Below are 25,429 nucleotides of genomic sequence, written 5' to 3' on the forward strand. Positions count from 1 at the left end.
CCTCAGAACCGCAGGTCGATCGCGTCGGGCACGCTGTACGGGTCAGGACTGCCTCCGCCGATGCCGGCGTAGACCTCGGGCCGGTTGCGGCGCAGCCAGGCCGCCCACATCCCGCCGCCCACAGCGGCGCCGAGCACGGCCGCGGGTAGCAGCCACGGCGCCCACGAGCCCGGCGCGGTGCCCAGCTGCGTGCCGGCGTTGAGGATGATCAGGACCAGCACCACGAGGCCGCACAGCACACCGGCGAGCGGCGCGGCCACCGCCGTCCACCACCCGCCCGGTCGTTGCCCCGGCTCCAACCGGTAGAAGTGGTACCGCGCGGCGAGGCTGGCGGCGACGAGCAGCGCGAGCAGACCCATCGCGCCGAGCGTCGACAACCAGGCGAACATGGTCGCCTGCGGGTCGGCGCCCATCACCGCAAAACCAACGATGGTGGCGGCGGCGATGACGCTCTGCAGGACCGAGCCGCCGACGGGAGCGCCGACCCGGGTTCGGCTGGTGCTGTGTGCGAGCCGCGACGGCAGCACCGACTCTCCTGCGATACCCAGCACGTAGCGGGCGATGACGCCGTGGAACGCAACGGCCGAGGTGAGGATCGCCAGGACCAGTACCAGCTGCGCCACCGGCGTCATCACCGAACCCATCCGGTCCAGGACAGCGAACGGCAGGCCACCGGCCGGGTCCGCGGCCACCGCCGCGACCTGATCCGGGCCGACCGCGACACCCATCGCGAACGCGGCCACCGCGTACAGTACCGCCAGCGACACGATCCCGGCACGCACGCTGCGGGTGACCACCTGCTCATCGACGACCTCTTCGCCATGGCTCGCTGGGGTCTCCACCCCGACGAACGCGGCCATGGTCAACGCCGCCGCAGCACCCGCCCCGCCAGCGAACAGCCCGCCCACATCGAACCCCGACCAGCGCAGCCCCTGCGCCGGTTCCACGACCGCCGCCGCGACGAACAGCACGATGACCAGCAGCGACGCGCACAACACCACCGCCATGACCCACGTCGACACCGCGATACGCCGCACCCCGAGGAACCCGACCAGGGCGACCGCCAGCAGCGCCCACACCCACCAGGAACCCCCGGCCAGGCCGGCGACCAGCGCGCCCAACAGCCCGTAGAGGCTGATCTGGATGGCGTTGTAACAGAGCAAGGCGACCATGCCGCCCGCCACCCCCGCGCCGCGGCCGAGGCCCTGGGCCAGTATCGCGTAGTAGGCGGCCGCGTGCGGCACCTCCCGCGCCATCGCCGTGTACCCCACCGACAGTAGCCAAACCACCGCGCCGACCAGCACGAACATCAGCGGCAGCGCTACCAGTTGGCTGGCTGCGTAGGTGCCGACGATGCCGCCGACCAGGACCACCATCGGTGCGGACGCCGCAGAACCCAGCACCCACCCGGCGAACCCGCTGAACGTCCGACTCGCCAACGCCGCCCGGTTCGTCACCGCGCTCCTCCGCCCTGCTCAACGACCTTGTGGACGCTGCGCATGCATGCCCTCCATCCATAATGGACATATCTGTTCGGCGGATTCGGGTAATTCGGCACGGCCAACCTCCGGGGGTGCGGTGCATGTAATGGTCAATGAGAAATCTTGCTCACCCTTGCGGCGAGATGATCGATGCTCGCGTTACGTGCTCCGCGGGCAGCGCTTCGGCCCGTGATGCGGTACGGAGCACGCGCCCGCCGCGCAGGAGGTCACGGCTGCCCCTCCCGGCTGCTTTCGCCGGTTCGCGGCTTGCGGGCGACACCGGCGTAAGCCGCAGCGACGGAGGCCTGGTCGCCTGTCGTCGGCGCAGGGTCACCCCACTGTCCCGGCGTCGCCAGGCCGGGCGGAATCAGGTTCAGCCCGGTGAAGAACTCGGCGACCTGGGCCCGGCAGCGCGGGGCGAACTCCTCGCCGCTCAGCGCTTCTCGAAGCTCTGCCGCCACCTCGGCAGTCATGAAGTCGGTAGTGGCGTGCGACAGCGCGAGGTAGCTCCCGGCAGGCAGCGCGTCCACCAACGCCCGCACGGCGTGACGGGCCTGGTCATGGTCGGCAATGTGGTCCAGCACCGAAGCCAGGATCAGCCCGACCGGCTGGGTCAGGTCCAGCACATCCGCCAGCTCCGGTGCACCGAGGATGGTCTCCGGCTCCCGCAGGTCCGCGTCGAGGAACTCCACCCTGCCCTCGGGGGTGCCGAGCAGCAGCGCCCGGATGTGCACCAGCACCATCGGATCGTTGTCCACATACACCACCCGAGCAGTCGGGTCGACCTGCTGAGCAACCTCGTGCACATCTGCCGAGTAGGCGGCGGGCAGACCACACCCGACATCGACGAACTGACGGACGCCGGCCTTTGCGAGGTGCCGCACCGCGCGGCGCACGAACCGCCGGTTGTCCCACGCTGCCGTCCTCGCTGAGGGAAAGACGGCCTCGATCGCCCGCGCAGACTGCCGGTCGACCTCGAAGTTGTCCTTACCGCCCAGCCAGAAGTCATACCGCCGCGCCGAATGCGCCTGACTCCTGTTGACAGGCGGCGGAAGCTGATCGTCGGAACGCATCAGCACGCCGAATCCACGCGTGCGTCAGGCGTACGCGTCCAGGCCAGGAACCGCTCCCACAGTGCCGCCGGATCCGCCTTTGGCAGGTCGCCGATCGCCTCATGCATCATCACGGCGGCGTAGATACTCATCGAGAACGAATCGGTACCGCTCAGCAAGTCACTGCGAACCTGCTGGCACGGCCAGGACTCCCCGCAGCCGAGACAATCCCATGAGGGACGCGCGGGCTGGTGCACGCCGGTGAGCGACGCCGGCTCCACCGGCTCGTGTTCTGTCGTCGTCACGGTGTCGCCGTCCTCGGCCGCGGCGATGCAGCGGCGCCGACCAGGGCGCCGCTGCATCCCCCTCCTCCGACCCACACCCGGGGTTCGCAGGCCCAACCGAGCGCAGGTGAGTCTCGCCGGCAACGGGACGGCGCGTACGCGTGTCGCTCCTGTCCACGGGAGGAAAGGCCCCGCGGAACGCGAGCGGTGGGCAGCGCTGACGCGCCCGATCGACTCGATCGGCGCCGTGCCACCACGCACCTTCCGTCACCGTTGCCGGCTTCTGGCGCACGACCAGCGGACCGGTCATCGACCTGCGCAAGGGACACGTTGCGCACGCGGAGCGCCCGCTCACTCGGGGCCGTCATGTGCGCTTCCCCGTGTCCCCTGCTTTCGCAGATCGAGGATCACCCGCTGCGCGGTCTCGTGCGCCTGTTCCACCAGAGTCCGCAGTGGGGAATAGGAAACGCGCTCCTCAAGCTGGCGAGCACTGTCCGCCTGGTCGACGCCCGCGAAGTGCTGGCTGGCGAAGTGGAGAGCCCGGCACACCTGCTCCAGGTCTCGCGCCATCTCACCGAGCTCGGCCACGGCGACCTCCGGGTGATCTTGGGACCACCCAATAGAATGAGTGGATTGGTACCAACCATAATCAGGACCGCCACCGAGTCAAGGCTTCCGGGGTAGATTGGTCCCAACCATTTAGGAGGGGCATACGAGCATGGCATCGCCGAAGTACCACGTGATCGCCGATGACCTGCGACGACAGGTAGTTGACGGCACCCTGCAACCGGGCGACCGGCTCCCGACTGAGCCTCAGCTGATGGAGACCTACTCCGTCAGCCGCAACACCATCCGCCTCGCCACCGGCCTGCTCATCAACGAAGGCCTGGTCGAACGAGTAGCCGGTCGCTCCGGTGGGATGCTCGTGCGCGAACAGCTCACCCTCACCTACCACGCCTCGCGCGCCGAGATGGCGCCCGGTCATTGGCCCGAAAGCGACGCCTGGTTCGGTGAAGTCCTCGCCCAGGGCTGCCAGCCCAGCCAGGACTTCTCCGTACGCATCGAGACCCTGCCCGAGGAACTGGCCGAACGGCTCGGCGTCGAGGCCGACACCGCTGCCGCCGTGCGCCGCTGCATCCGCAAAGTCAACGGAGCTCCGTCTTCGCTACAGGACACCTGGTACCCGATGGATCTCTGTGAGCAGGTTCCCGAGCTGCTCAGCCCCCGCGACATCCCACAAGGGACTACCCGACTGCTCGCCGAACGCGGTTGGCCGCAGCCCGCGCTCGAGGACGACCTCGTTGCCTCGATGCCCACCCCTGAGCAGGTGAGAATGCTGGCCCTGCCACCAGGCACACCCGTCTTGCAGTTCATCCGCACCGGTTTCTCGCCTACGCGGCCGGTACGGGTATCCGTCACGGTGTTCGCCGGCCATCGCAACCGTGTCATGTACCAGCTCGGCGACCCCGAGGTCATTAACCAATTTCGGGAAGACCAGTGATCATCCGCCGAGCTGTCATGGCCGACGTCGACATCATCATGGGCTGGCGCCGCGAACGTGTCGCCTGGCTTGCTGCCCGAGGCGAAGACCAATGGTCCATTCCCCTGCCCCGGTCCGCCATCGCCGCCACCGTCTCCGCCGGGCAAACCTGGATGCTCTGGGAGGACCACGATCCCGCCGCCACCATCACCCTCACCGCATACGTCGATGTCGATGCGCTCTGGAAGCCCGACCGCGACCCCGAGGCTCTCTGGTACCCCGACGACGATCCCGCCGACGCCCTCTACGCCGCAAAGATGATGGCACCGCTCACCCGCGCCGGCACCGGACTCGGCAGCGAGATGCTCAACTGGGCTGCTGGCCGCGCCTGGGACGCCGGACTCACCTGGCTGCGACTCGACGCCTGGACCACCAATCCACGCCTACACGCCTACTACGTCGGCCAAGGTTTCCGACATGTCCGCACCATCGAAAGCCGCGTCTCCGGCGCATGCTTCCAGCGCCCCAGCCAGCCCTACCACCATGGAAGACTCAAAACCGACGGTGAATAGCAGGACCTCGTCGAATGGGCACTCGCTGATAACATCGAGCAACATGATTAGATCTGCGATGGAAGGACTGACCAGTGGCTGACGTTACTGGCGCTCAATGGCGCAAAAGCATGCGCAGCGGCAACGGTGGCAACTGTGTCGAAGTGGCCACCAACCTGATCAACACGCAGGGCGCCGTCTTCGTTCGCGACAGCAAGTACCCCACCGGTCCCGCCCTCGCCTTCACGCCGGCGGACTGGCAGGCGTTCATCGGCGGCGTCCAAGGCGGAGATTTCAGCCTCTAACTGTTGCCTGCCCGCTCCAGCGCCCGTCTGCGTACGCTCGCAACGGATGGCATGCCTCGAATGCCTCGCCCGGAGCCGAACTGGAAGTCACCCGCTTTGCAGGCGGGGTGCACCACCGGGAACGCGCAAGGCCACCGGGTCCGCTGTCCGGACGAGGCTCGTCCCACCGGTGCGGGACGGGACATGTGCCCCGGCTGGACTCGAACCAGCGACCTCGACGCTCGGAACGTCGCACTCTCTCTGCTGAACTACGACCCTACCGTCGCCGAGCTGGAAACCCAGCGCTGCGCTTTCGCGGTGGGGATCAGGTCGGCCATCGCCCGGCGGATGTGAGGCAGCTTCAAGCGTTTGGTTAGTTCGATGGCCTCAGCGAGCGGGTCACCAGCGGAGCCGGTGACGGGACGCAGTCCGGTGATGGTCATGCCTGGTCTCCTGTCATGCCGAACGTCGACCAGGCGGAGGTGCCGGGTTGCAGGCTGTGGGTTTCGCTGGCGCGGGTGGGCTCGGTGTCGTTCTCGCTCTGGTGGGCGAGGATGCGGATGACGTCGTTGTCGGCGAACCGGCCGGCCAGGGCCGCGGTCCCGAGGGCTTGATCGACCTCGGCGACGCCGTGCAGCTTTGCCAGGGCCACTGCCTCGGCCATCTTGCGACGGACCCGGCGGATCCCAGCGGCGCCGGCCTCGACCAGCCATGCAGCGGCGCCCGGGCCCAGCGCCAGAAACGTGGCTTCCTCAGCGGTATGGGCTCGCGGGGTCCGTTCGGCGGTGTCGCTCTGACGGGCTCGGGGCGGGTAGTGCTCGTCGATGATGGACGGGCTGCCGGGCTGGGCCCGCTGGTGACGAGCGACCTCGACCGGGCCGTTGCCGGTGACTGCGGTGACGATCAGCTCGTCGCCGTGAAACCGGGCCCAGACCCGGGTGTCGACCAGGTCGTGCGGGACGGAGTAGCGGACGCCGTCGACGGAGATGGTGCAGTCCCAGTTCACCCGCCGGGTAGTGCCGAACGCGACGGTGAACGGCTGTTGCGGCAACGGATGCAGCCGTGCCTGTTCCTCTTCCTCCACGAGGGCTTCGGCCGGGCGGCGGCGAGTCTCGCGGTGGATCCGCTGGTTGATCTGCGCGGTGAAGTCGCGGCAGGCGGCCTCGAGCTCGGCGAAGGTGCGGTAGTTCTCGAGCAGGTTCGCGGTGGTGGGAACCAGGTCCGCCTTGGCGATCTTCACCGCGTTCTCCGAGCCGCCCTTGGACTGCGGATCCGCCGGCACGCAGGTGCGGATCGTCATTCCGTAATGGCGGGCAACCTGCACGATCTCCGGGTTGCGGACCGCGACGTCGGCGACATGCTCGACCGTGATCGTCTTCTCTTTGTCGGTCAAGACATATGCCGGAACCCCGCCCAGGCGCCGCATCGTCGCGTCCAGGCAGGCCACGATCGTCGGCAGGGTCTTGTCGAAGACCGGGATCACCACCCGGAACCGCGACCAGGGCAGCCACGCGCACCACAACGACGTGCGCCGTCCGCCGATGCGCGGGCCCTCGCCCCAGTCGAACTGCATCCACAAGCTCGGCTCGGCGATCCACGGGCGGAACACCCGCCGGCGTCCGGCCTGCCACGCCTGTTTCACCGCGGCGACCGCCCGCCGGGTCGTGCGCTCTCCGCCGGCGAAGCCCATCGCGGTGATCCGCCGATGCACCACATCTGCCCGGACCCGCCCGCCGGAGCGAGCGACGAGCTCCTCGATCTTGTCCATGAACTCATCGATCGGACGAGCCCGATGCAGCCGCTCTTCCGAGCTGCGGCCCTCGTTACGCAACTTCACATACCGAGCCACGGTGTGGTAGTCACACCCGGCCAGCTCAGCCGCCGCACGGTAACTACCCGTGAGGTCGTAAGCCTCCAAGATTTCCACGATCTCCCTGCCGCTCTTCACCCGGCCGACCCAAGCCGACCGGCATCCGGTCATGATCAGCGGGGAGGTATCTGGCCGTCCGTGGGGAGGAGCTTGGCCATCAGCGGGGCGCTATATGGCCGCCTATGGGGAGTATTCCGTGGCCGCGGACAGACATCAGCACTCTGCTGGCCACGACTTCTTCCTTGCTGTACGCCCGAAGGGCCTCGATCCCTAACCTTTTGATCCATACCCAGGAGTGGCGCTCCCCAGCCAGCGTCCGCAGAGGCTGATCGATTCAGGTCCGCGGATCCGCCTGGGTGTCGATGGTGGCGGTGCTGGCCTGGCACGGTGGCCCAGCCCGGCGCGTGCGCAAGGCTCAGCCGCAGAACATCTTGGCCTTCGGCCAGAGATCTTCTCCGTCTGGTGCCTTGACTGCCCGCTGATGCCGGGCCGGACCCTCGTGGCTGCGGGCCAGCACGCGCTCACCACCGGCCACCACAGGTCAGGGTCGGCGCGTCCCCGCCGACCGCCACCGGCATCCGGTGGCGGTCTCGCAGAATCGTGAGGACGCCTCTGATGGTTCAGCCCAGTCTCGCTGTCGCCGCGAACCGCCACGTCAGCATGGAAACCCTGGTCGCCGCGTTGCAGGATCAGAAGGCCCGCGCGGTTGACATCATCGCCGGGACTGCGAAGATGCGATGCGTCGACGGTCAGCTTGTCTTCAACGGCGTGCACCAGGAGATCAGCCTGGACGGGGTCACGACGACCGACGGCCGGTACACCCTTTCGGACACGGCGACGCGTGGCGTCGCGGACAAGCTGGACATCGACGTGAAGTATCTGCGTCGCTGCTCGGTGGAGAATCTGCCGGCGTTCGACTACAACATCAACACCTGGCTGGAGCGCGACGACCGCCGGTTCCTGGCCCGCTGTATGCGTCACGAGACCAGCGCCGGGGACGGCTTCGTGCGGGCATTTCTGTCCGATCGGTTCCTGCGCATGGACAACCTGGACACCCTCCTCGCTGCACTACGCGGCATCCGCGAAGCCGGCGTGTCCGTCGAGGTGGAATCCTGTGACCTGACCGAGCAGCGCATGTACGTGCGGTTCGTTTCCCCGGACGTGCAGGTGTTGGCGCCGGACTTGCTGCGTGACTACCGGTCGCCGTTTGATGGGCGTCGCGGCAGCGACCTGCCGGTGATCTCGGGCGGGTTCATCTTCCGTAACTCCGAGACCGGGTTCGGCCGGTACTCGATCGGTCCGTACCTCAAGGTCCAGGTGTGTAGGAACGGCATGGCGCTTGACCGTGGAGTCCTCGGCCGCACGCACGTGGGTGCGCAGATTGTCGACGACGACGGGATCATCGAGCCGTCCGCGCAGACCGTGCGCCGGGAGTTGGATCTGGTCGAGTCGATGACCACCGACGCCGTGCGCACGTACCTGAGCAGCGATTTCGTGGCGCGGGCGGTGCGGGACCTGGAGAAGGCCGCCGGTGTTGTCGTCGCTAAGCCGGACGAGACGATCAAGATCGTGTCGCAGAAGCTGCGTTTCACTCAGGAGCAGCAGGCCGACATCCTGAACTTCTTCATCGCCGGTAGTGATCGCACCGCGGGTGGGGTGATGCAGGCCGTCACTGCCTTCGCGCGGGCGACCTCGGACGCTGACCTGGCGTTCCGGCTGGAGCGCAACGCGGAGAAGGTCCTGCGTTTGGCAGCGACCGCCGCAGCCTGATCGCCGAGACATCGTCGCCGGCAGCCGATCCCGCTGCCGCGCTCGGATGGCGATGCTCACAGCTCTCCCTTGTCTTCGACCTATCCGGCGACCGCGTGGCTGACCAGCCGGCGGGGTCGCCGGATGGCTCACGCCCGGAAGGTGAATACCGATGTCCGTCATCCAGACCCTTCTGCTGTGCACGACCGCGGCTGTCGCCGGTGCCATCGTCGACCGGTTCGCCGCAGCCGCCACCATCCGCCGACTTCGGCACCGCAATCGCATCCTGGCCCGTGCGGCCAGCTTCGACCTGCCCACCGGCGTACGCAACAGGGCCGGCTGCGAGGCTGCGTATGCTGCCGGACGCGACCAGAACCGCGAGGTCATCGTGATCGACCTCGACCGGTTCAAAGCGGTCAACGACACCTACGGCCACCTCGTCGCCGATCGGGTCCTGGCCGCGCTCGGCGCGCGTCTGAGGGCCGTGGCGATGCGGCACCAGGGCTGGGCGGGGCGGCTGGGCGGTGACGAGTTCCTGCTCGTCCTGCCCCACGCCGTCGCCTCCATCGTCGAGCAGGTCGCCGCCGACCTGCTGGCCCCGATCATCGTGCACACCGACAACGACCAACCGGTGTGCGTTCGCGGTAGCGCCGGTGTCACGCATGCGTCACCCGGTACGCCATGGGAGCAGGCGATCGGCGAGGCCGACATTGCGCTCTACCACGCTAAGAAGCACAGCGGCGCGGTCAGGTTCCAGCCAGGCATGGACTACCCCGCCACGGACCTCCCCGTCGAGGGCGGTGAGCAGCGCCGCCGCGCCCGCGACGCCCACACCGGCGTATAGCCCGTTACCTTTTTGATCGTCCCCAGCCGGGGACTGCTCGGTCGCCCGGTCTGGCATGACTTACTGCCCCTGTCGTACGGATGATCCGGGGGGTGTTGTCACCAGGCCGGGTGGCGTCGACAGATCGCTGATAGGGACACGACCACCCGGTGTGCTGGGGTAGGTCTCCTCGTAACGTGGCTGCCGACAGTCGACGCCGGACTAGCGATCGAGTGGACAGGTGGCGTCGCGGGGAGGCGATGTGCACGGCGATTACCAGGTGTTCCTCGGCCTCGACGTCGGTAAGGAAGGGCATCACGCCGTCGCCCTGAACCGCGGCGGCACGCGGCTGCACGACGCCGCGCTGGTCAACACTGAGGCCAGGCTGCGGCAGGTGTTCGACAAACTTGCCCGCCACGGCCGGATCCTCGTGGTCGTCGACCAGCCCGCCTCGATCGGAGCGTTGCCGGTCGCGGTCGCCCGGGCCTGTGGCCATGAGGTGGCTTATCTGCCTGGGCTGGCGATGCGCCGGATCGCGGACCTGCACCCGGGTGCGGCCAAGACCGACGCCCGCGACGCCTACGTCATCGCCGACGCAGCCCGCACCCTGCCGCACACACTGCGCCGCGTCGACGTCGGCGACGAAACCCTCGCCGAATTGGAGGTTCTGGTCGGATACGACGATGACCTCGCCGGTGAAGCCACCCGGGTCTCCAACCGCATCCGCGGCCTGCTCACCCAGATCCACCCCGCGCTCGAACGGGTCCTCGGACCGAGAGTGCAGCACCGGGCAGTACTGGAACTGCTGTCGCGCTGCGGCGGCCCGGCCGGGCTGCGCAAGGCCGGACGGTCCAAGCTGCTGCAAATCGCATCCAAGAACGCCCCACGCCTGGGCGAACGCCTTATCGAGCAGATGATGACCGCGCTCGACGAACAAACCGTGACCGTCCCCGGCACCGCGGCGGCAGAGAAGATCCTGCCCCGGCTGGCCGATAGCCTGCGCGCCGTGCTCACGCAACGCGAGCAGGTCGCCGGTGAGGTCGAAGGGATCCTCGATGCTCACCCTCTTGCCCGGGTCCTGACCTAATAACTGCCGAACGGCGCGCTGGAGATATCGAGGCCTTTGTTCGCGGTGGTGGCCCGAGCGGGGACGCCTTGTCCTGACCATGGGCCGTGGAGCCCTTCATCGAGACTGGCGCCTGACACCCGACCGGGTCACCACCACCCCTGCCGATGATCAAGAATGTCGATCGTGGTTCGAGCCCGTCCGCATGGCCCACACCTCGCTGTTGGAGAGCCTGTGAGCTCTGGCATGAAGACCGGAGCCATGCGGATCGCTGGGATCGTGAACGGCTCAATCGGAGGGAAGGCCACAGAGCCTCGTTATTAGGGCGCCGCACGGTCTCGCTAGGGCATCGAACAGCCGAAACGGTGGAGAGGACGTGAAGTTGGTGAAGGTGTTCTGCGGCATCGACTGGGCTGAGCGGCATCACGATGTCGCCCTGGTCGACGGCGAGGGCAAGCTGGTGGCCAAGCGTCGTATCGCCGATTCCGCTGACGGTTTTGCGCAGTTGACGGCGCTGTTGGCCGAGGCCGGCGACAGCCGCGACGATCCGATCCCGGTGGCGATCGAGACACCGCGAGGGCTGCTGGTCGCCGCGCTTCGCGAGACCGGACGCGCGATATACGCGATCAACCCGATGGCAGTCGCTCGCTACCGCGAGCGGCACACCGTCTCGCGCAAGAAGTCCGACCATGCCGACGCCATGGTTCTTGCCAACATCCTGCGCACCGACGCCCACGCGCACCGGCCCTTACCGGCGGACAGCGAACTCGTTCGCGCGGTCGCGGTCCTCGCTCGGGCCGCCCAAGACGCCGTCTGGCGGCGCACGAAGGCCTTGCAAGAACTACGGTCACTGCTACGCGAGTACTACCCGAGCTTCCTCGCCACGTTCAACCGTGGTGAAGCGACCAACCTCGCCAGCCCTGAAGCCCGCCAGATCCTCGCTCTCGCACCGACACCTGCAGCCGGCGTCAAACTGACTGCGGCCCGGATCGCCGCCGCCCTGCGACGAGCTGGAAGGCAACGCCGCATCACCACGCTGGCCGACGAGATCCGTGAAGGCCTGCGAGTGCCGCAGATGCGGCAACTCCCCCTGGTCGAGGACGCCATGGGCCGGCAAGCCCTCGCCCTGCTGTCCACGCTCAACACCGAGTGCGCCAACGCCGAGCAGCTCGGGCAAGCCGCCATCGCTGCGTTCACCCGGCATCCCGATCACCGAGTGATCACTAGCTTCCCCGGTATGGGCGACCTCAGCGGTGCTCGGCTCCTGGCCGAAATCGGCGACGACCGCAGCCGATTCACTGACGCCCGCGGGCTCAAGGCTTACGCCGGCTCAGCACCAGTGACCAGAGCATCCGGCCGCAGCATCGCCATCACCCGCCGCACCATCAAGAACGATCGCCTCAACACCGTCGGCTTCCTCTGGGCCTTCGCCGCCATCCCACGGCCAGGCCCGAGCAAAGAGCACTACGACAACCGCCGCGCCCGCGGAGACCGCCACGCCGCCGCGTTACGTCACCTGTTCAACCGCATGCTCGGTCAACTTCACCACTGCCTACAGACCGGCCAGGCCTACGACCCGATCAAAGCTTTCGGACCGGCAGCAGAGCACGCCGCCGTCTCTACAGCTTGACTCTTAAACAGATCGGAGGTCTCCATGCCCGGCATCGGGGTCAGGACCGCAGCCCGGATCCTGCTCGAAGTCGGTGACGGCACCGCGTTCCCGACTCCAGGACACCTCGCGGCCCACGCCGCTCTGGCACCGGCTACCCGCCGCTCAGGAAGCTCGATCCGGGGCGAGCACCCGCCACGCGGTGGCAACAAGCAGCTCAAACGCGCGTTCTTCCTCGCCGCCTTCGCCAGCCTCGCGCATCCACCGTCGCGGACCTACTACGACCGAAAACGCGCTGCCGGCAAACGCCACAACGCCGCTCTCATCTGCCTCGCCCGCCGCCGCGTCGACGTCCTGTTCGCCATGCTCCGCGACCAGAAGCCCTACCAAGCCCGACCCTCAGAACACGCCCTCGCCGCTTGACGAGAACCATAGGGACACCCCCCGGACCCTTTCCGGTCCCGGCCGCACCCCCGCGAGGGGGTGCGGCCGTTTCCGTTTCCTATGCCCTTGAGGAGTTCACCGTGACCGAGTACCGGATCCGGGTTCATCACTGCGCTGTGCCGGGCATGCCGTACCAGCCGGGCGACCAGCTCACCGAAGTGCTGTCTTTACCTCTCGACCTTCCGGCCGACACCCCCGTCGACGACATCGCAGACGAAGTCTTCCGCTCTTCAACGTCGACCTCGACGTGTCGGACTACGACAAGCAGACTGCGGTCGAGGCGCAACGGATCGCCCTCGCGACCGCATACCGGCACCTGCAGCTGCGGTCGCTGTCCCTCGGCGATGTCCTACGCATCCGCCCCGGTGGCGGGCCGACGTCGTGGCTGGTGTGCGCACCGTTCGGGTGGGCGCCCATTCCACGCCCTGCCGACACGGACCGGCACTACCCCGTCGTCAACCGTAACGACTCGGAGGAGTCGGACGCATCGACTGTCGAACAGGAAACAGAAATCCGCACCATGCGGGTGCACGAGTTGGCGTTGGAATGCGGTCACCTCGTCACCCACATCGCCGAGGGCCTCATTCCGGTCAGCGTGAGCTGCTGTGACCGACTCGGCAGCACTCAGGTGGATGACGACCTGCACTGGTCGTTCTCGTCGCGTGTCGACTTTGGCCGCGAACTCGCCGACCAGGTGCGCTACCACCCGGCGTCCTCGCCGCAGGAGTCGGCACACGTCCTTCTGCGCCGGCCACGCACCGACGATCCGTACGTCTCCGAGTGGGCGCCATGGTCCTCGCACTCCGGCCGGTTCCCTTCCCGCGTAGGAGCGAGTACCCGCCACGGCGCACCGGGTCACACCGCCAGCCTCACCGCCGCACCCGGCTGCTGACGCCCCGTGCCGGCTCTGGCGGCCGCACCTTACGCCGTGCGTCCGCCCGAGCCGCAGCTTGTCCACCTAGTCACCCTCTGCCTTTGATGGAGATCCGATGGCACCTACGCCCTCTGGACCCAACCCCCTACCGACTGGCTCCAACCTCGCTGCAGAGGTGGACTCCCGCGCTTCGTTCGTTACCTTCACCAGCGACGAGTGCCGTCTCGTCGCCGTCACCGCTCACCCCGGTCCGGCCCGATCGTTCATGGTCACCGACGCTGCGGGTCACCACCATCACGAGATCCGCGACCGGGCGTACGCGGCAATCAAGAACAGCGGCCTGTCACTTCCCACGGGCGGTGCCCGCATCCGGATGTCCTCCACAGCCGCGGGACTGACCGGTACCGCAGCGGACCTCGCCGTTGCCGCGGCCGCCCTCGGCGCCGCCGGGTACCTCCCCGACGGCAGCATGCTGCGGGTCGCGCTGATCGGGGAACTGGGACTCGACGGCACAGTCCGTCCGGTACGCAACGTCGCCGCCATGGTCGCGGCCGCCGTCGCCCACAATCGGCGCACGGTCATCGTCGCTGCGGAGAACGCACTCGACGCGGCCACCGTACCGGGCGCTCACATCTTCACCGTCGGCTCGCTCTCCGAACTCGTGTCGTGGGCTCGGATCACCACCCTGCCCGGACTGCAGGAGCCTGAATTCGAGCACAACCTCACCCACCGCGTCGGCGAAGTCCCCGCGGACGTGGCGCACGCCCTGTTCGCCGTCGAGGTCGCGGCCGCCGGCGGGCACCACCTGTACCTCGCCGGATCCGACGACACCCCAGTACGACTGCTCGCCTCGATGCTGGCGGCGATTCTTCCGGACCTTGAAGAGGACGCCGGCCGGGAAAGCGCCGACCTGCATGCGGCGGCCGGTATCGCTGTGCCCGAGTCCAGCATTATCCGCATCCCGCCGATGCAGGCACCGCACCACAGCGCCACGATGACCGACATCTTCGGCAGCAGGCGCCAGCCGGGGGCCATCAGCCTCGCCCACCACGGTGTCCTGCTCCTGGCCGACGCCGCCGCGTTCGTACCGGTAATCCATCGCAGCCTGCGGCAAGTCCTCGACTCGGGCATCGTTCGTCTCGGCGGCCCGCACGGCTCGATCAGTTACCCGGCACGCACCCAGCTCGCCGCTATCTCCCGCCCGTGCACCTGCACCTGCGACGACGAGGTCCACCGGCGACAGCAAACGGAACGGCTGCACCTGTTGCAACCCGTCGTCGACGTCCGCGCCACGGTTTCCAGCACTGCGCTGGCTGGTGTGGTGCTGCGGCTCGTGCACGCCGCAACCCGGGTCGCGGCGGCGCGCCGCAAGGCCACAGAACGGTGGGTCAGGCACGGCTGGCGCACCAACGCCCAGGTCGAGCTCTACCGGACGCATCTGGCCCCACCCGGACTGGACCCCAGCGCCACGGCGTCCCTGGACGCGCTGCGACAGGACCGCACGATCAGCAACAGCGCTTACGCCCGGTCCCTGAGCCTGGCATGGACCGTCAGTGACCTCCACGGCGCCGACATGCCGAACGCCGAGGACGTGACCGCGGCGACGGCCCTGTACCTCGGCGCCGAAGCGCCTTCTGAGCTCGTCCATAGCCGAAGTGAGGAGAAGCCCTGATGAACAACATCGCATGGGGTGCGCTCGCCAGTCAGTACGCGGATTTGATGCCCCCGAGTTCCGTGGCCGGCAATGGCCGCCTGTCCAACGGCGAGTGGGGTGCGGCCGTGGAAGACGTCGTCGTCTGCGGCAGCCGTGAGACGCTGCGCGCCTGGGCCCTCTCGATCGTCGACAGTCTGCCCAGCGACCGCGCCGGTAAGCCGTTGGTCGTCGTCGACCGTGACCGGCAGCGCATCTGGCTGGCCGGGAGCGATGCGCTCGGCGCTGACCCGCATCAGCGCGCCGGGTGGACGGCGACCGTGGCGTCGGTATGCGCGCTGATGACCAAGGTCATCCAAGACGGAAATGCCGCCGGGTGGCAGCTCGGCGAGGACGTCACCAGCCTGTTCGCCTACGTCGACGACGAGGCCGGTGACGATGACGCCGCTGGTCTGGTCGCGGGTGCGTGGGTGCACGGTTACGCGGTCGGCTGCAAGCCGCTCCACGACAGAGACATGACCGTCCGATTTCCGACCGACCCCGAAGAGGCGGCCGAAGCAATGCTCACCGTCGTCGCGGACCGGATCAACGAAGCCTTCTGACTGACCGCCGCCCCGGCAGCAATTCCCGGAAGACCGCGCGGCCCTGTAACGAACCGCTTGACCGGCAGGCCCGACTGCAGGCGCCCGCCCGGCGCGGACGAGGCACGGTCCCGCCCGCGCGGGCCGCCATCAAGCCCCGCCGTCGCTCCTGAGCAGCCGGGCCCGCGGCAGTTCGGTCATGCACCGACCAGACCGTCAGCAGGCGGGGCTGGACACCGGCTCCGCGTCGGGCGGGCCTGATCGTGCCGTCCCCGCCGGCGGCGCCCCACACGGGCAGCCGCCGGCACCGCTGAAGCACGTGGAGGCTCCCCTCATGACTGTGTCTGATGACACCCACCGTGATGTCCGTGCCGGACTGTCGTCCTACGTCGGCCGCACACTCCCGCGCCATCTGAGCGAGGTGGCGCAGCGCTTCGGTGCCCGCATCGGCAGCCCCGCCTACCCGCAGGTTGACCGCAATCTCGACGAAACCAGCAACGCCGAACAGGAGCTGCGGGATCTCGGCCGGGCGCTGCGGGAACGGGCCGCCGAAGCCCAGATCGAGATGCTGATTCCCGGCGACGACGGCTGGCCTACCGGGACCGGCTGCGACGAGCTGCCGTGTCTCTGGGTGCAGGGTGATAGCGATATCGCCGGGCTGCTGCACCGGGCGGTGACCGTCACCGGGTCGCGCGCATGCAGCGAATACGGTCGCCGCGTAGCGTGCGACCTGGCCGAGGGTCTCGCCGACGGGGGCTGGTCGCTGGTCACAAGCCTCGGCCACGGCGTCGATGCCTACGCGGCGGACGCCGCGCTGGCCGACGCGGGCGCCCGGCTCGTAGTGGTGACCGCGGATGGCCTGGACACGCGACACGCTGAATCGCTCGAGAGCATTCGACGCCGGGCGCTCGTCGCGGGTGCGGTCGTCAGCGCGTTCCCGCCGGGAGCCGAACCCATCCGCAAGCGCATCCTGCTGCGCAACCACCTCCTCGGAACCCTGGCCGCGGCGAGCGTCATCGTCGCAACGCCTCCTGTCAGTGACCGGATGCTGGTGGCGCGTGCCGCCAACGAGTCCGGCCGGGTCGTGTGTGCCGTGCCCGGACCGGTCGGCTCGCTCGACTCGGCCGGCTGTCACCAGCTCATCGCCGACGGCACCGCCCGACTGGTGACCTGCGCCGGTGATGTGATCGTCGCAATGGCGCGGCACGCCCACGACCGCAGCTCCTTCCACGACAGCCACCTCGTCCGCGCGGTGATCCGTGATAGCGACGGGACCGCTCGGTGCCAGGTGCCGCAGTTCCTCGTCCGGGCCGCCTCGCACGAGCACGCGGCGAACACCGCTTTCGACATCCTCGCCGGTGCGCGACCGGATCCGGTCCATCTGGAGCTGGGCGTCTACGACCATTGCGGCGCGTACGAGGCCATCACTATCCGCACCGGCCGCTGACCACCTGGCGTTCTCCGCCGCAGGGCGTCCATCCGACGGGGTGGGCGCCCTGCGACACCCGTTCTCGGATTGCTCGTGAGGAGTCATCACTGTGTCCACACCCGTTACCCACGACGAGACCGTCCGTGACATCCGGGCGGCCCTGTCGCACTACGTCGGCCATCACCTGCCTACCGACCCGAGTGGCACAACACGCCACCAGGAGGCTTTCATCGGTAGTGAGGTGTTACCCGGCCGAAGCAGCATCACAGGCGCGGACCTCACCCGCTACGGCCGAGAGGCCCGGGAACGCGCCGCGGCAGCCGGCATCCACATGCTGATAGCGGGCGATCCTGGCTGGCCGCCCGGCACCGGCTGCGACCAACTGCCCTGCCTGTGGGTACGCGGTGACACCGACATCGCCAGGCTGCTCAAGCGGTCCGTCGCGGTCACCGGCACCAAAGTCTGCTCCGACTATGGAATCAGCCGGGCCGCCGAGCTGGGCAGCGGCCTTGCCGACGAACGGTGCACGGTCGTCACGAACCTCGGATCCGGAACCGACCTGCACGTCGCGAACACGGTCACCGCCGTGGAGAGCACCCGTCTCATCGTCATCAGTGCCGGCGGCCTCGACCACCAATACGCCGATCCGCTCGGCGACCTGCTGCGCAGCTGCAACGGTCCTGGCCGCGCGGTCATCAGCCCGGTCCCGCCCGGATACCTACCCGACCGGCCGCGCCTGCGCCTGCGCCGCCACCTGCTGGGCACCCTGACCCCGGCGACCGTCCTGATCGAAGCCCTCGACCGTGATGACGTCCTTGAGGTCGCGCACGCCGCCCGCGGATCCGGGCGCATCGTCTGCGCCATGCCCGGCATTGGGCACACGCCGACGTCGGCCGGCTGCCGCCAACTCCTCACGGACGGCATCACCCGACGGGTCACCTGCGCGCGGGACGTCGTGGGCACTCTCACGAACCCCGATGGGAGCACGACGGCCAGCGGCTTCTACACCGTCGCGGCACTCGTGCGACACGCCGACGGCACCACCTGCGAACCCCGACGTTCCCCATCAACGCCGCGTCACCGGCTCATGCCGCGAACACCGCCGTCGACGTCTTCACCGCCGCCACCACCGGCCCCGTCGAACTACACCTCACCGTCTACAGCAACCCCAGCCAGCCGGAGATCTTCACCATCCGCACTGCTCCCTGACCCGACTGCCCCACCGCCCTGGGCAGCGCCCCCTCGCGGACGGTGCTGCCCGCATCCGTCTGCGAGGAGAGCGCCCACCATGTCCCGTCTGACGTCTCTGCCCGACGCAGTCCGCCGCATCTTCATCCCGGGATCGGCACGCCGTGCTCGGCACGGCACCGACCGGCCCCGCGTGTGGGTCGACCTGCACCCCATCCAACATGGCGCCACCGCCGGCGACGATGACCATCTGGCCAACCTGCGCAGCCTCCTGGACCCGCGCAGCCACGAGTTCGGCACCGACGTGTCCGCCCTCGTCGACGGATACCTCGAACGTCAGGTCCTGCAATTTACCGCGCCAGTCACGGCGATCGGCATCGAACCGACCGTCAACGGCGCGTACCGCGATGGCGGGTTCCTGGTCATGGTCACCATCGCCGACGCGCTCACCGTCGCCTCCCACCATTGGCATCCCGACGCGTTCCTCGACGCCGTCGATGTACCTGATGCCGTGCTTGCCGCGGTCGTCGACACCACCGACCGACTCGTGCACACCTTCTTCGCCACCGCAATCGCCACCAAGGAGCGGTCCTGACCTCATCGCTTCGCGACCACGGAAAGGGTCCGACCATGTATGACGAGCCGTCGATACTGCTGTTCGCCAACTGCATCCGGTGTACGGCCCCGGTGGTGCACGACCCCGCGACGGTGCCGTCGATCTGGATCGACACCATCACGCGGTGCCCGTTGCGCACCGACGGCACCCCGATCACCCCCGGCGCACCCGGCACCGTCAAGGAACCCCTGTGCGGTGCCTGCGCCAGCCTCATCCGCAAGCTCAACGGCCGGCCGGTTCCCGTCACGCAACTCATGCCCGGCGCGCACCACGACCTCATCAGGCCACGCCGTTCACACGACGGCGACCCGCCTCCGGCGCCGTCGACAGCCGACTAGACCACACCCTGGACGGAGACCGACATGCCACCGCCGACAATCGTCACACTTCCACCAAATGCGCTGACCGTCATCAGTCTCGGCATGGGGGTCGACTCGTCGGCGATGCTGGCTCGACTCCTGATTGATCCGCAGGTTCGGCGACACCGTGATGGTCTCGTGGTGTTAAGCGCCATGACCGGTGAGGAATACCCGCGCACCGAGGAGCTGATGAACGCCCATTTGCTGCCGCTGATGCGGCGGTTCGAGGTCCGATTCGTGCAGGTCGCCGCACTGGGGCCGCACGTGCGTGACGGCTACATCGTGCTCTCCGACTCCCGGCAGACCGAACGGATGATCATGCGGGGCCCGTGGCGACTCTCCGACGAACTCCGGGCCAACGGCACTCTGCCCGAGTCGGCCAAGCACCAGCGTAAATGCTCGATCCATGCGAAGGGTCAGCCGCTGGACGGTTGGATCCGCGATCACCTCGGCGGGGCACCGTATGAGCATCTGCTCGGGTTCTCCGCCGACGAACCGGACCGGGCCGTCAACGACCGCTCGTACGCGCGGCTCGGCCGCCGGCCACGGCATCCATTAATCGATTGGGCGTGGGATCGCCGCACCTGTGAAGGCTATCTCCATGAACAGTTCGGCGTCGTCTGGGAGCGCTCCTGTTGCACGTTCTGTCCATTTCAGAATGGAGATCGAGAGGGGTTCGCTGACCGTTGGCGGCGGAACCCCGCCGCGGTTGTTGACGCGATCATTCTCGAGTACACGGCGTTGGCTCTGAATCCGCGGATGGCGTTGTTCGGTAGGCGGACCGCCCGCACTGTCGCGGCGTCCTTCGGCTTGCACGACGCGATCGCCGCGGCTGACGCCCGGCTAGCGGAGATGCCATGGCACATCTACGACGTGCGACGCATCTACCACCCGCACCGATCCGAACCCGGCCGCAAAGGACCCGTGTGGCGGTCGGTACGCACCCTTGAGGTCTGCACCCCCCAAGCGGCGACCGACGTGGTCCGCCGAATGCCCGGCGCCTCAGTCGACGAGTTCGGCATCACCCGGGCCTGGCTACACCGCACCGCGGCGGCCTATCCGCGTACGGAACATCTCATCGTCGCGGCCCCAACCGGAGTGCACGACAAACAGCGCACCACGTTCGAGCAGCGGTGGGCGTGGGCGCAAGAGGGTGTCGCCGATAGCTCAGAGCCATCGCAGCAGGGCAGCAAATGACGGCCGCCTACAACGAGCGGTGCAGCTTGTCGTAACGCGTCGATCCTGCCGCAAACGGTCGCGCGCGCTCAACGACTTACCGCCCCGGACCTGGCCAATGCGACCGCACTGATGAAGCGACGGCGACTCCTTCGAAGTCCTGCAGCAGCCGCATCGCTGGCGCCGCACCACCCAGCTTCGAATCGAGCCGTGGCTCACGAAGTTCACCGCAGCGGGCTACGGCTCGGCTCGGTGCTGCCGGAGCTACCCGTCGCGGCCCTAGCTGCCACCTGCACCTCTCTCCCATTTCGCCTATCTCTCGGAAGTTGAACACCATGCCGAACCACCGTGCTCCCGTCGTTTTACGCACCCACGTCGACGTTCTTGCCCTGATCCCGTATGTGCTCGGTGTCCATCCCGAACGGGAGATCGTTGTGCTCAGCCTCGACGCCGGCCGGTTTACACGCCGTGCCCGAACCGTCGCTCTCGACCAGGACAGCGAAGACATTGCCCGGCAGATCGTGACGGCCGCGATCCTCGACGGCGACGACGAGCTGTGGCTCATCGGCTACGGCCCACACCACGCGGACGAACAAGTCTCCGAGGTTGCCGCGCTCGTGCACCGCGCCGTTCGCGTCACGGTCCGACTGCTTGTCTCTGACGGCTGGGTGACCTGTGTGCTGCCCGGCTGCAGCTGCCCGCTCGCCGAAGGTCAGGCCTTCGACGCGAATACCAGCCTGGTCGCCGCGACCATGACCGCCCGCGGCGTCGTCGCCATGCCCTCCTACCGCGCCATCTTGGGCTTGGTCGAACCTAACCCGCAAGCGCAGGCTGCGATCGAACGGATCCTCGCCGACCTGCCCGCCGGGCGCGCCGGTCCTCCCGATCTGCTCGACACGTGCCTGCGGCATGCCGCCGGCGGTGGGGTGCTCACCGACCGGCAAGCCGCACAGCTCGGCGCTGCCCTACGACACGAGACCACCCGCAAAGCGGCGTGGCGGGCCACCGACGGTGAAGTGTGGCAGCGCGACCTATGGCTCGATCTGAGCCGGCGGATGCCCGACAGCCACGCCGGCGCCCCCGCCGCGCTCGCGGCCTGGTCGGCCTGGCGTGGCGGCAACAAGAAGCTCGCGTTCGCCGCCGCGGACCGTGCCCGTGCCGCCGACCCAGATGATCACATGACCCACCTCGTCGCTCGAGTCCTGCTTTCCGGCATCCGCGCACGCGATGTTGCCTGGCCGTCGCCGCCCCGCGACGTTGACCCCCCGTCTCCGTGATCACCACTGCGGGCAGGCAAAGCCACGTCGCCGTACGAACCAGTTCCACCGACACACCCGAGCGGGCGGTCCGTGGCCCGGCGTGGGGCAGGCCCGTCGCCGCTGGCCACTGATCCTGGCCGTCCACGGCTCGTCCCGCAAGACCCTCCACCAGCTACCCAGGCGCCTACCCGCAGGTCGGGGGTCTTGACGGGCCAGCGCCGATCGGCCGGCCCGTCGGATCGCGCCAGCAGCGCCGGTCGCCTGCCTCCACGCGGGCGGCCCGCCATCTCCGTCATTCTTGGAGGAAGTCGTGAGCAGTACCGTCCTGTCCCCCACCGAACTCGACACCGAACACGAGCACGACGGCACCGTCGAGGAGCCGCTGCTACAGCCGGGCACGGACATCGAACCGCCGGTTCTCGAAGGGGAAATCTTCACCGGCCCCGTGATTCTCAAAGGCGGCGAACAGCCGGGCCTTCCTGCGCACCGGTTCGGCTGGCTTGACGCCCGCCACCTGATCGACAACCCCCGCAAGACCCGCACCAACCCGGCCGACATTGACGACGACCTCGACGAATCCGTCGCCGAATCCGGGGTAGTCGCGCCTCTCATCGTGGTCGGCGTGCCGGCTCCGGCGGACGCAGCGCACGAGGAAGGCGCAGTAGGCGTCCGATCGGATGCCGAGTCCGATGGCGAACGGTTCATGGTCGTCATGGGTCACCGCCGTAAGTACGCCGCCATCGCGGCCGGCCGGTTCCTGGTGCCGTGCTGGATCGTGCCGGACATCGACGCCGCGCAGCAGATCATGGCGTCGATCCTGGAGAACGCTCACCGCACCGGCCTGACCCCGCTGGAAGAGGCCGAGGCGTACTACCAGCTCACCCTGGAGGGTTGGTCGAGCGCGGAGATCGCGAAGAAGCGCGCCATCCCCACGGTCCGCGTGGACCAGGCCCTTCGCGTGCGACAACTCCCCGAGGTAGTCCAGCAGGCCTACAACCTGGGAGCGGTGGACGCCGATCAGCAGCTCGCGATCGAGAAGTTCAAGAACTCGCCGCAGATTCTGGCCCGCCTGATGGAGGTGGCCGGCAAGGAATGGGATTTCAAGCGGGTCCTGCGCGCCGAAGAAGAGAAGCAGGAGTACGCGCTCGCCCAGAAGCGTGCTCGGGCCAAGGCCACCCTCGACGAGATCGAACTGGCTAAAAGGCCGAAGGACTTCGGCTACAGCAGCACCGAGGTCGACGTCCGGCACCTCGTCGACAGCGACGGCAACCCCGTAGACGTCGAACAGGTCAAGACGCAGCCGGGATTCGCAGCGTTCATCGAAAAGGACGGGGGGCAGGCCCGCACGGTCGTGTACTGCAAGGACCCCGCTGCCCTCGGCTACCGGCGCTCAAGCAACGCGCAGTCTCGGCACTTCGGCGAGTCGCCGGAGCAAACCGCAGCCAGGCAGGAGCGGGAGCAGCGCGAGGAGCAGCTCCGTGACGAGCTGCGGCTAGCCGCGCATACCAGGCACGAGTTCGTTGTCCGGACGTTCGGCACCGCGAAGGCAGCCCGCAAGCTGTTCCCCGAGGCGCTGCGCGCAGCCACCCTCGGCCTGTACCTCGGCGTCGATGCGCCGTTGGAGGACCTGTACCAGCAGCTGGGCGGAAGCGACGCCGACACGCTGGACGGCGCGGGCGTGGACCGGTTGAGCCGATCCCTGGTCGCCAAGTGGATCTGCAACCTGGAAGACAACCTCGGCCGCGCCGCCATCCGCTACAGCCCGAGGCCCGACCAGGCGCGAGGGCTCGCGTGGTTCGACCTGCTCATCGCCGCCCACTACCCGCTCAGCGAAGCGGAACAGAGCCTGTACGACACACTCCAGCCCGCAGCCGAGGCGACCGTCGACGAAGACGAAGACGAAGAGGAGGACGAGGAGGACCACGGCGAACTTCGCGACTGCGACGGCGACGGCGACGAGCGGGACGGTGACGACGGTCCCGCCCCCGAGCCGGATCTGCCCCTCGACCGGCAGGACGAGGAGTTCACCGACCCCCGAGCCGATAGGGAGGTCGACGACTCCGAGCCGGACACGGACGACGAACTCCGCAGCTCGCAACCAGTTCAGCAGCCGGAGCCGCAGCCCGAAGTTGACGCCTGACTCCTGATAGGCCCGAACGGCGCGTACCCCCACCATTCCGACCACGGCGGGATACGCGCCGTTCGTTCCCCACAGTGCAGATCACATCCCTGCCGGCCCTCACCGTCCTGCGCTACGGCCCCAGCGCAGCGGGCTGCAACGCCCTCGTGAAGTGCAACCGCGGGCACACCCCATGTGCCGTGCCCGCACTCGCCCGACACCCTCCGAAAACGCCTAGCCGCGGCTTCGATGCCCCGACCTGGCATGCACGACCGAGAGCGCCGCGATCCACGACGAGGTCAGCCAACCACTAGATGGCAACAAGCTGACCGAACCCATCTCCAGAAGCGAGGACCTTCAATGATCCGCACCACCCAGGAAGAAGCCTGGCGGTTGATCAGCAGTCTCGTCCCGGTTAACGCCGGCCCACTCATCGGTTACGCCTTGCACCAATTGCCCCCAAGCTGCATTCCCACCGGCAGCCTCGATCCGGAGGACGCCCAACTGATACAGAACAACCTGTACCGCCGGCCGACCGAGCCGATCCTCGACAACAGCATCGCTTACGTCGTGGCCAGCCGCGGCACCCCCGTCGCATGGCTCACCTACCGCGCTCAGGTCGTCCTGCCGAAAGCCGAGCTGAGCGCCTATCAGTCCCGCCACCAGGCACTCGCCGCCGAGGCCCTCCGCAGCCTGCACCGTAGCGAGCTGCTGATCCTGGCCCGATTGCGCGACGAACGAGAGGGCCGCACGAACCCCGCACCACCCGCCGGGCGCAGGGCTGCCACGGCCGTGCTTGTCGCTCATCGGCAGGACCCGACTCTGACGGTGTGGGCGCGCATCGACAAGGAACTCGACCGCAGCGTGCGCCACCTCGCCGCCCTTCTCGGACGCCCCGACGCCGCCCAGGACGAGCTGCTGATCCTCGACGCAATGGGTTACGGCGACTACGGTCGCGACCGTACCGTGCTGTCGCTTGACGCGTTGTGCGCGATCGAAGCGATCACCGCCGCTTTTGCGTTGCCCGCGTACGTCGCTGGGGACTGGCTTCGCGCGGTGGCGTCCACCGCCACACCGGCTTCCTGGAGATCACCGCGGCCTTCGCCGACTCCTACATCGGCACGTATGACAGCCCGCGCACCTTCGTCGAGGCCGAACGAGACCGGCGCGGCTGGACCGACGCGCTGTCAGCGGCCGGCATTCCGCTGAAGTTTTTCGATCTCGACCGGTTCACCGTGGACCTGTTCGGCACGCAGGTTCGCCAGGTACGCCTCGACGACGGCAGCATTGCAACGTTCCACAGGACAAACTCACGCTGACGCCTTACCCACCACCAGTCGAAACCGTTCACGGCCCATACCCTCGCGGGTGTGGGCCGTTCGTCGTGACGAAAGGACTCTCAATGAGCGTGTCAAGCCGTGATGGTGGGGGGTTCGTCCTGCCAGGTGCGGTTGTCGCGGATGAGGGCCCACAGCACGTTGGTA

Annotated in this window: 22 protein-coding genes and 2 pseudogenes; 18 read left to right on the top strand and 6 right to left on the bottom strand. The window is 68.3% G+C overall.

Going from position 1 to position 25,429, the window contains the following annotated elements; all coding sequences use genetic code 11:
- Positions 1-2: 2 nt before the first annotated feature.
- The 4 genes from ACIA1L_RS32030 to ACIA1L_RS32045 all read right to left on the bottom strand — a co-directional run bounded on the left by ACIA1L_RS32030 (position 3) and on the right by ACIA1L_RS32045 (position 3,405).
- The gene (locus ACIA1L_RS32030; RefSeq protein ID WP_396076800.1) at positions 3-1,457 is read right to left on the bottom strand and encodes an APC family permease; all 1,455 of its coding nucleotides are present in this window, start codon (positions 1,455-1,457) and stop codon (positions 3-5) included.
- A gap of 251 nt (positions 1,458-1,708) precedes the next feature.
- Complete coding sequence (locus ACIA1L_RS32035) at positions 1,709-2,554, bottom strand: SAM-dependent methyltransferase (RefSeq protein ID WP_396076821.1); 846 nt, start codon at positions 2,552-2,554, stop codon at positions 1,709-1,711.
- Positions 2,554-2,895, bottom strand: coding sequence for a hypothetical protein (locus tag ACIA1L_RS32040; protein ID WP_396076801.1), 342 nt, complete (start codon positions 2,893-2,895; stop codon positions 2,554-2,556). The genes ACIA1L_RS32035 and ACIA1L_RS32040 overlap by 1 nt, the downstream gene beginning before the upstream one ends.
- A gap of 273 nt (positions 2,896-3,168) precedes the next feature.
- Positions 3,169-3,405, bottom strand: a complete 237-nt coding sequence (locus ACIA1L_RS32045) for a hypothetical protein (RefSeq protein WP_396076802.1) — start codon at positions 3,403-3,405, stop codon at positions 3,169-3,171.
- 130 nt (positions 3,406-3,535) lie between these two features.
- On the opposite strand from ACIA1L_RS32045, the gene ACIA1L_RS32050 reads away from it, so the two are divergent.
- From ACIA1L_RS32050 to ACIA1L_RS32060, 3 genes are all read left to right on the top strand, one after another.
- Complete coding sequence (locus ACIA1L_RS32050) at positions 3,536-4,318, top strand: GntR family transcriptional regulator (protein ID WP_396076803.1); 783 nt, start codon at positions 3,536-3,538, stop codon at positions 4,316-4,318.
- A 17-nt stretch (positions 4,319-4,335) separates the two neighbouring features.
- Positions 4,336-4,869, top strand: coding sequence for a GNAT family N-acetyltransferase (locus ACIA1L_RS32055; protein ID WP_396076804.1), 534 nt, complete (start codon positions 4,336-4,338; stop codon positions 4,867-4,869).
- Positions 4,870-4,943: 74 nt separating this feature from the next.
- Entirely contained in the window at positions 4,944-5,153 is a 210-nt protein-coding gene (locus tag ACIA1L_RS32060; RefSeq protein ID WP_396076805.1) for a DUF397 domain-containing protein, read from the top strand.
- Positions 5,154-5,401: 248 nt separating this feature from the next.
- Here ACIA1L_RS32060 and ACIA1L_RS32065 read toward each other — a convergent pair whose 3' ends face one another.
- Together ACIA1L_RS32065 and istA are read right to left on the bottom strand one after the other, a co-directional pair.
- Entirely contained in the window at positions 5,402-5,575 is a 174-nt protein-coding gene (locus tag ACIA1L_RS32065) for a hypothetical protein (RefSeq protein ID WP_396076806.1), read from the bottom strand.
- On the bottom strand, positions 5,572-7,080 hold the full coding sequence (gene istA / locus ACIA1L_RS32070; RefSeq protein WP_396076807.1) for an IS21 family transposase: 1,509 nt from the start codon (positions 7,078-7,080) through the stop codon (positions 5,572-5,574). The genes ACIA1L_RS32065 and istA overlap by 4 nt, the downstream gene beginning before the upstream one ends.
- 537 nt (positions 7,081-7,617) lie before the next feature.
- Between istA and ACIA1L_RS32075 the strand changes: the two genes are divergently transcribed.
- From ACIA1L_RS32075 to ACIA1L_RS32145, 15 genes and pseudogenes are all read left to right on the top strand, one after another.
- Complete coding sequence (locus ACIA1L_RS32075) at positions 7,618-8,772, top strand: DUF932 domain-containing protein (protein WP_396076808.1); 1,155 nt, start codon at positions 7,618-7,620, stop codon at positions 8,770-8,772.
- Between the two features lie 151 nt (positions 8,773-8,923).
- Positions 8,924-9,595 carry a GGDEF domain-containing protein gene (locus tag ACIA1L_RS32080; protein WP_396076809.1) on the top strand — a complete coding sequence of 224 codons (672 nt, stop codon included), beginning with the start codon at positions 8,924-8,926 and terminating at the stop codon, positions 9,593-9,595.
- Between the two features lie 241 nt (positions 9,596-9,836).
- Positions 9,837-10,658, top strand: a pseudogene (locus ACIA1L_RS32085) (IS110 family transposase); the annotation flags it as partial.
- Between the two features lie 367 nt (positions 10,659-11,025).
- Positions 11,026-12,270 carry an IS110 family transposase gene (locus ACIA1L_RS32090; RefSeq protein WP_396076822.1) on the top strand — a complete coding sequence of 415 codons (1,245 nt, stop codon included), beginning with the start codon at positions 11,026-11,028 and terminating at the stop codon, positions 12,268-12,270.
- A gap of 21 nt (positions 12,271-12,291) precedes the next feature.
- A pseudogene (locus ACIA1L_RS32095) lies at positions 12,292-12,672 on the top strand (transposase); the annotation flags it as partial.
- 268 nt (positions 12,673-12,940) lie between these two features.
- A complete protein-coding gene (locus ACIA1L_RS32100; protein ID WP_396076810.1) occupies positions 12,941-13,585 on the top strand; it encodes a hypothetical protein in 645 nt (214 codons plus the stop codon).
- A gap of 97 nt (positions 13,586-13,682) precedes the next feature.
- Complete coding sequence (locus tag ACIA1L_RS32105) at positions 13,683-15,239, top strand: ATP-binding protein (protein WP_396076811.1); 1,557 nt, start codon at positions 13,683-13,685, stop codon at positions 15,237-15,239.
- Positions 15,239-15,820, top strand: a complete 582-nt coding sequence (locus ACIA1L_RS32110) for a hypothetical protein (protein ID WP_396076812.1) — start codon at positions 15,239-15,241, stop codon at positions 15,818-15,820. The genes ACIA1L_RS32105 and ACIA1L_RS32110 overlap by 1 nt, the downstream gene beginning before the upstream one ends.
- Before the next feature lie 313 nt (positions 15,821-16,133).
- On the top strand, positions 16,134-17,246 hold the full coding sequence (locus ACIA1L_RS32115; RefSeq protein ID WP_396076813.1) for a DNA-processing protein DprA: 1,113 nt from the start codon (positions 16,134-16,136) through the stop codon (positions 17,244-17,246).
- 91 nt (positions 17,247-17,337) lie between these two features.
- Complete coding sequence (locus ACIA1L_RS32120; RefSeq protein WP_396076814.1) at positions 17,338-19,011, top strand: DNA-processing protein DprA; 1,674 nt, start codon at positions 17,338-17,340, stop codon at positions 19,009-19,011.
- A gap of 35 nt (positions 19,012-19,046) precedes the next feature.
- Entirely contained in the window at positions 19,047-19,370 is a 324-nt protein-coding gene (locus tag ACIA1L_RS32125) for a hypothetical protein (protein ID WP_396076815.1), read from the top strand.
- A 24-nt stretch (positions 19,371-19,394) separates the two neighbouring features.
- The gene (locus ACIA1L_RS32130; protein WP_396076816.1) at positions 19,395-20,588 is read left to right on the top strand and encodes a hypothetical protein; all 1,194 of its coding nucleotides are present in this window, start codon (positions 19,395-19,397) and stop codon (positions 20,586-20,588) included.
- A 314-nt stretch (positions 20,589-20,902) separates the two neighbouring features.
- Positions 20,903-21,844, top strand: coding sequence for a DUF4192 family protein (locus ACIA1L_RS32135; protein WP_396076817.1), 942 nt, complete (start codon positions 20,903-20,905; stop codon positions 21,842-21,844).
- Positions 21,845-22,136: 292 nt separating this feature from the next.
- Entirely contained in the window at positions 22,137-23,966 is a 1,830-nt protein-coding gene (locus ACIA1L_RS32140) for a ParB/RepB/Spo0J family partition protein (RefSeq protein ID WP_396076818.1), read from the top strand.
- A gap of 339 nt (positions 23,967-24,305) precedes the next feature.
- Complete coding sequence (locus ACIA1L_RS32145; protein ID WP_396076819.1) at positions 24,306-25,154, top strand: hypothetical protein; 849 nt, start codon at positions 24,306-24,308, stop codon at positions 25,152-25,154.
- Positions 25,155-25,429 lie beyond the last annotated feature (275 nt).

Origin of the sequence: Actinoplanes sp. NPDC051859 (genome assembly GCF_044452725.1) — a bacterium.
Lineage (GTDB): Bacteria > Actinomycetota > Actinomycetes > Mycobacteriales > Micromonosporaceae > Actinoplanes.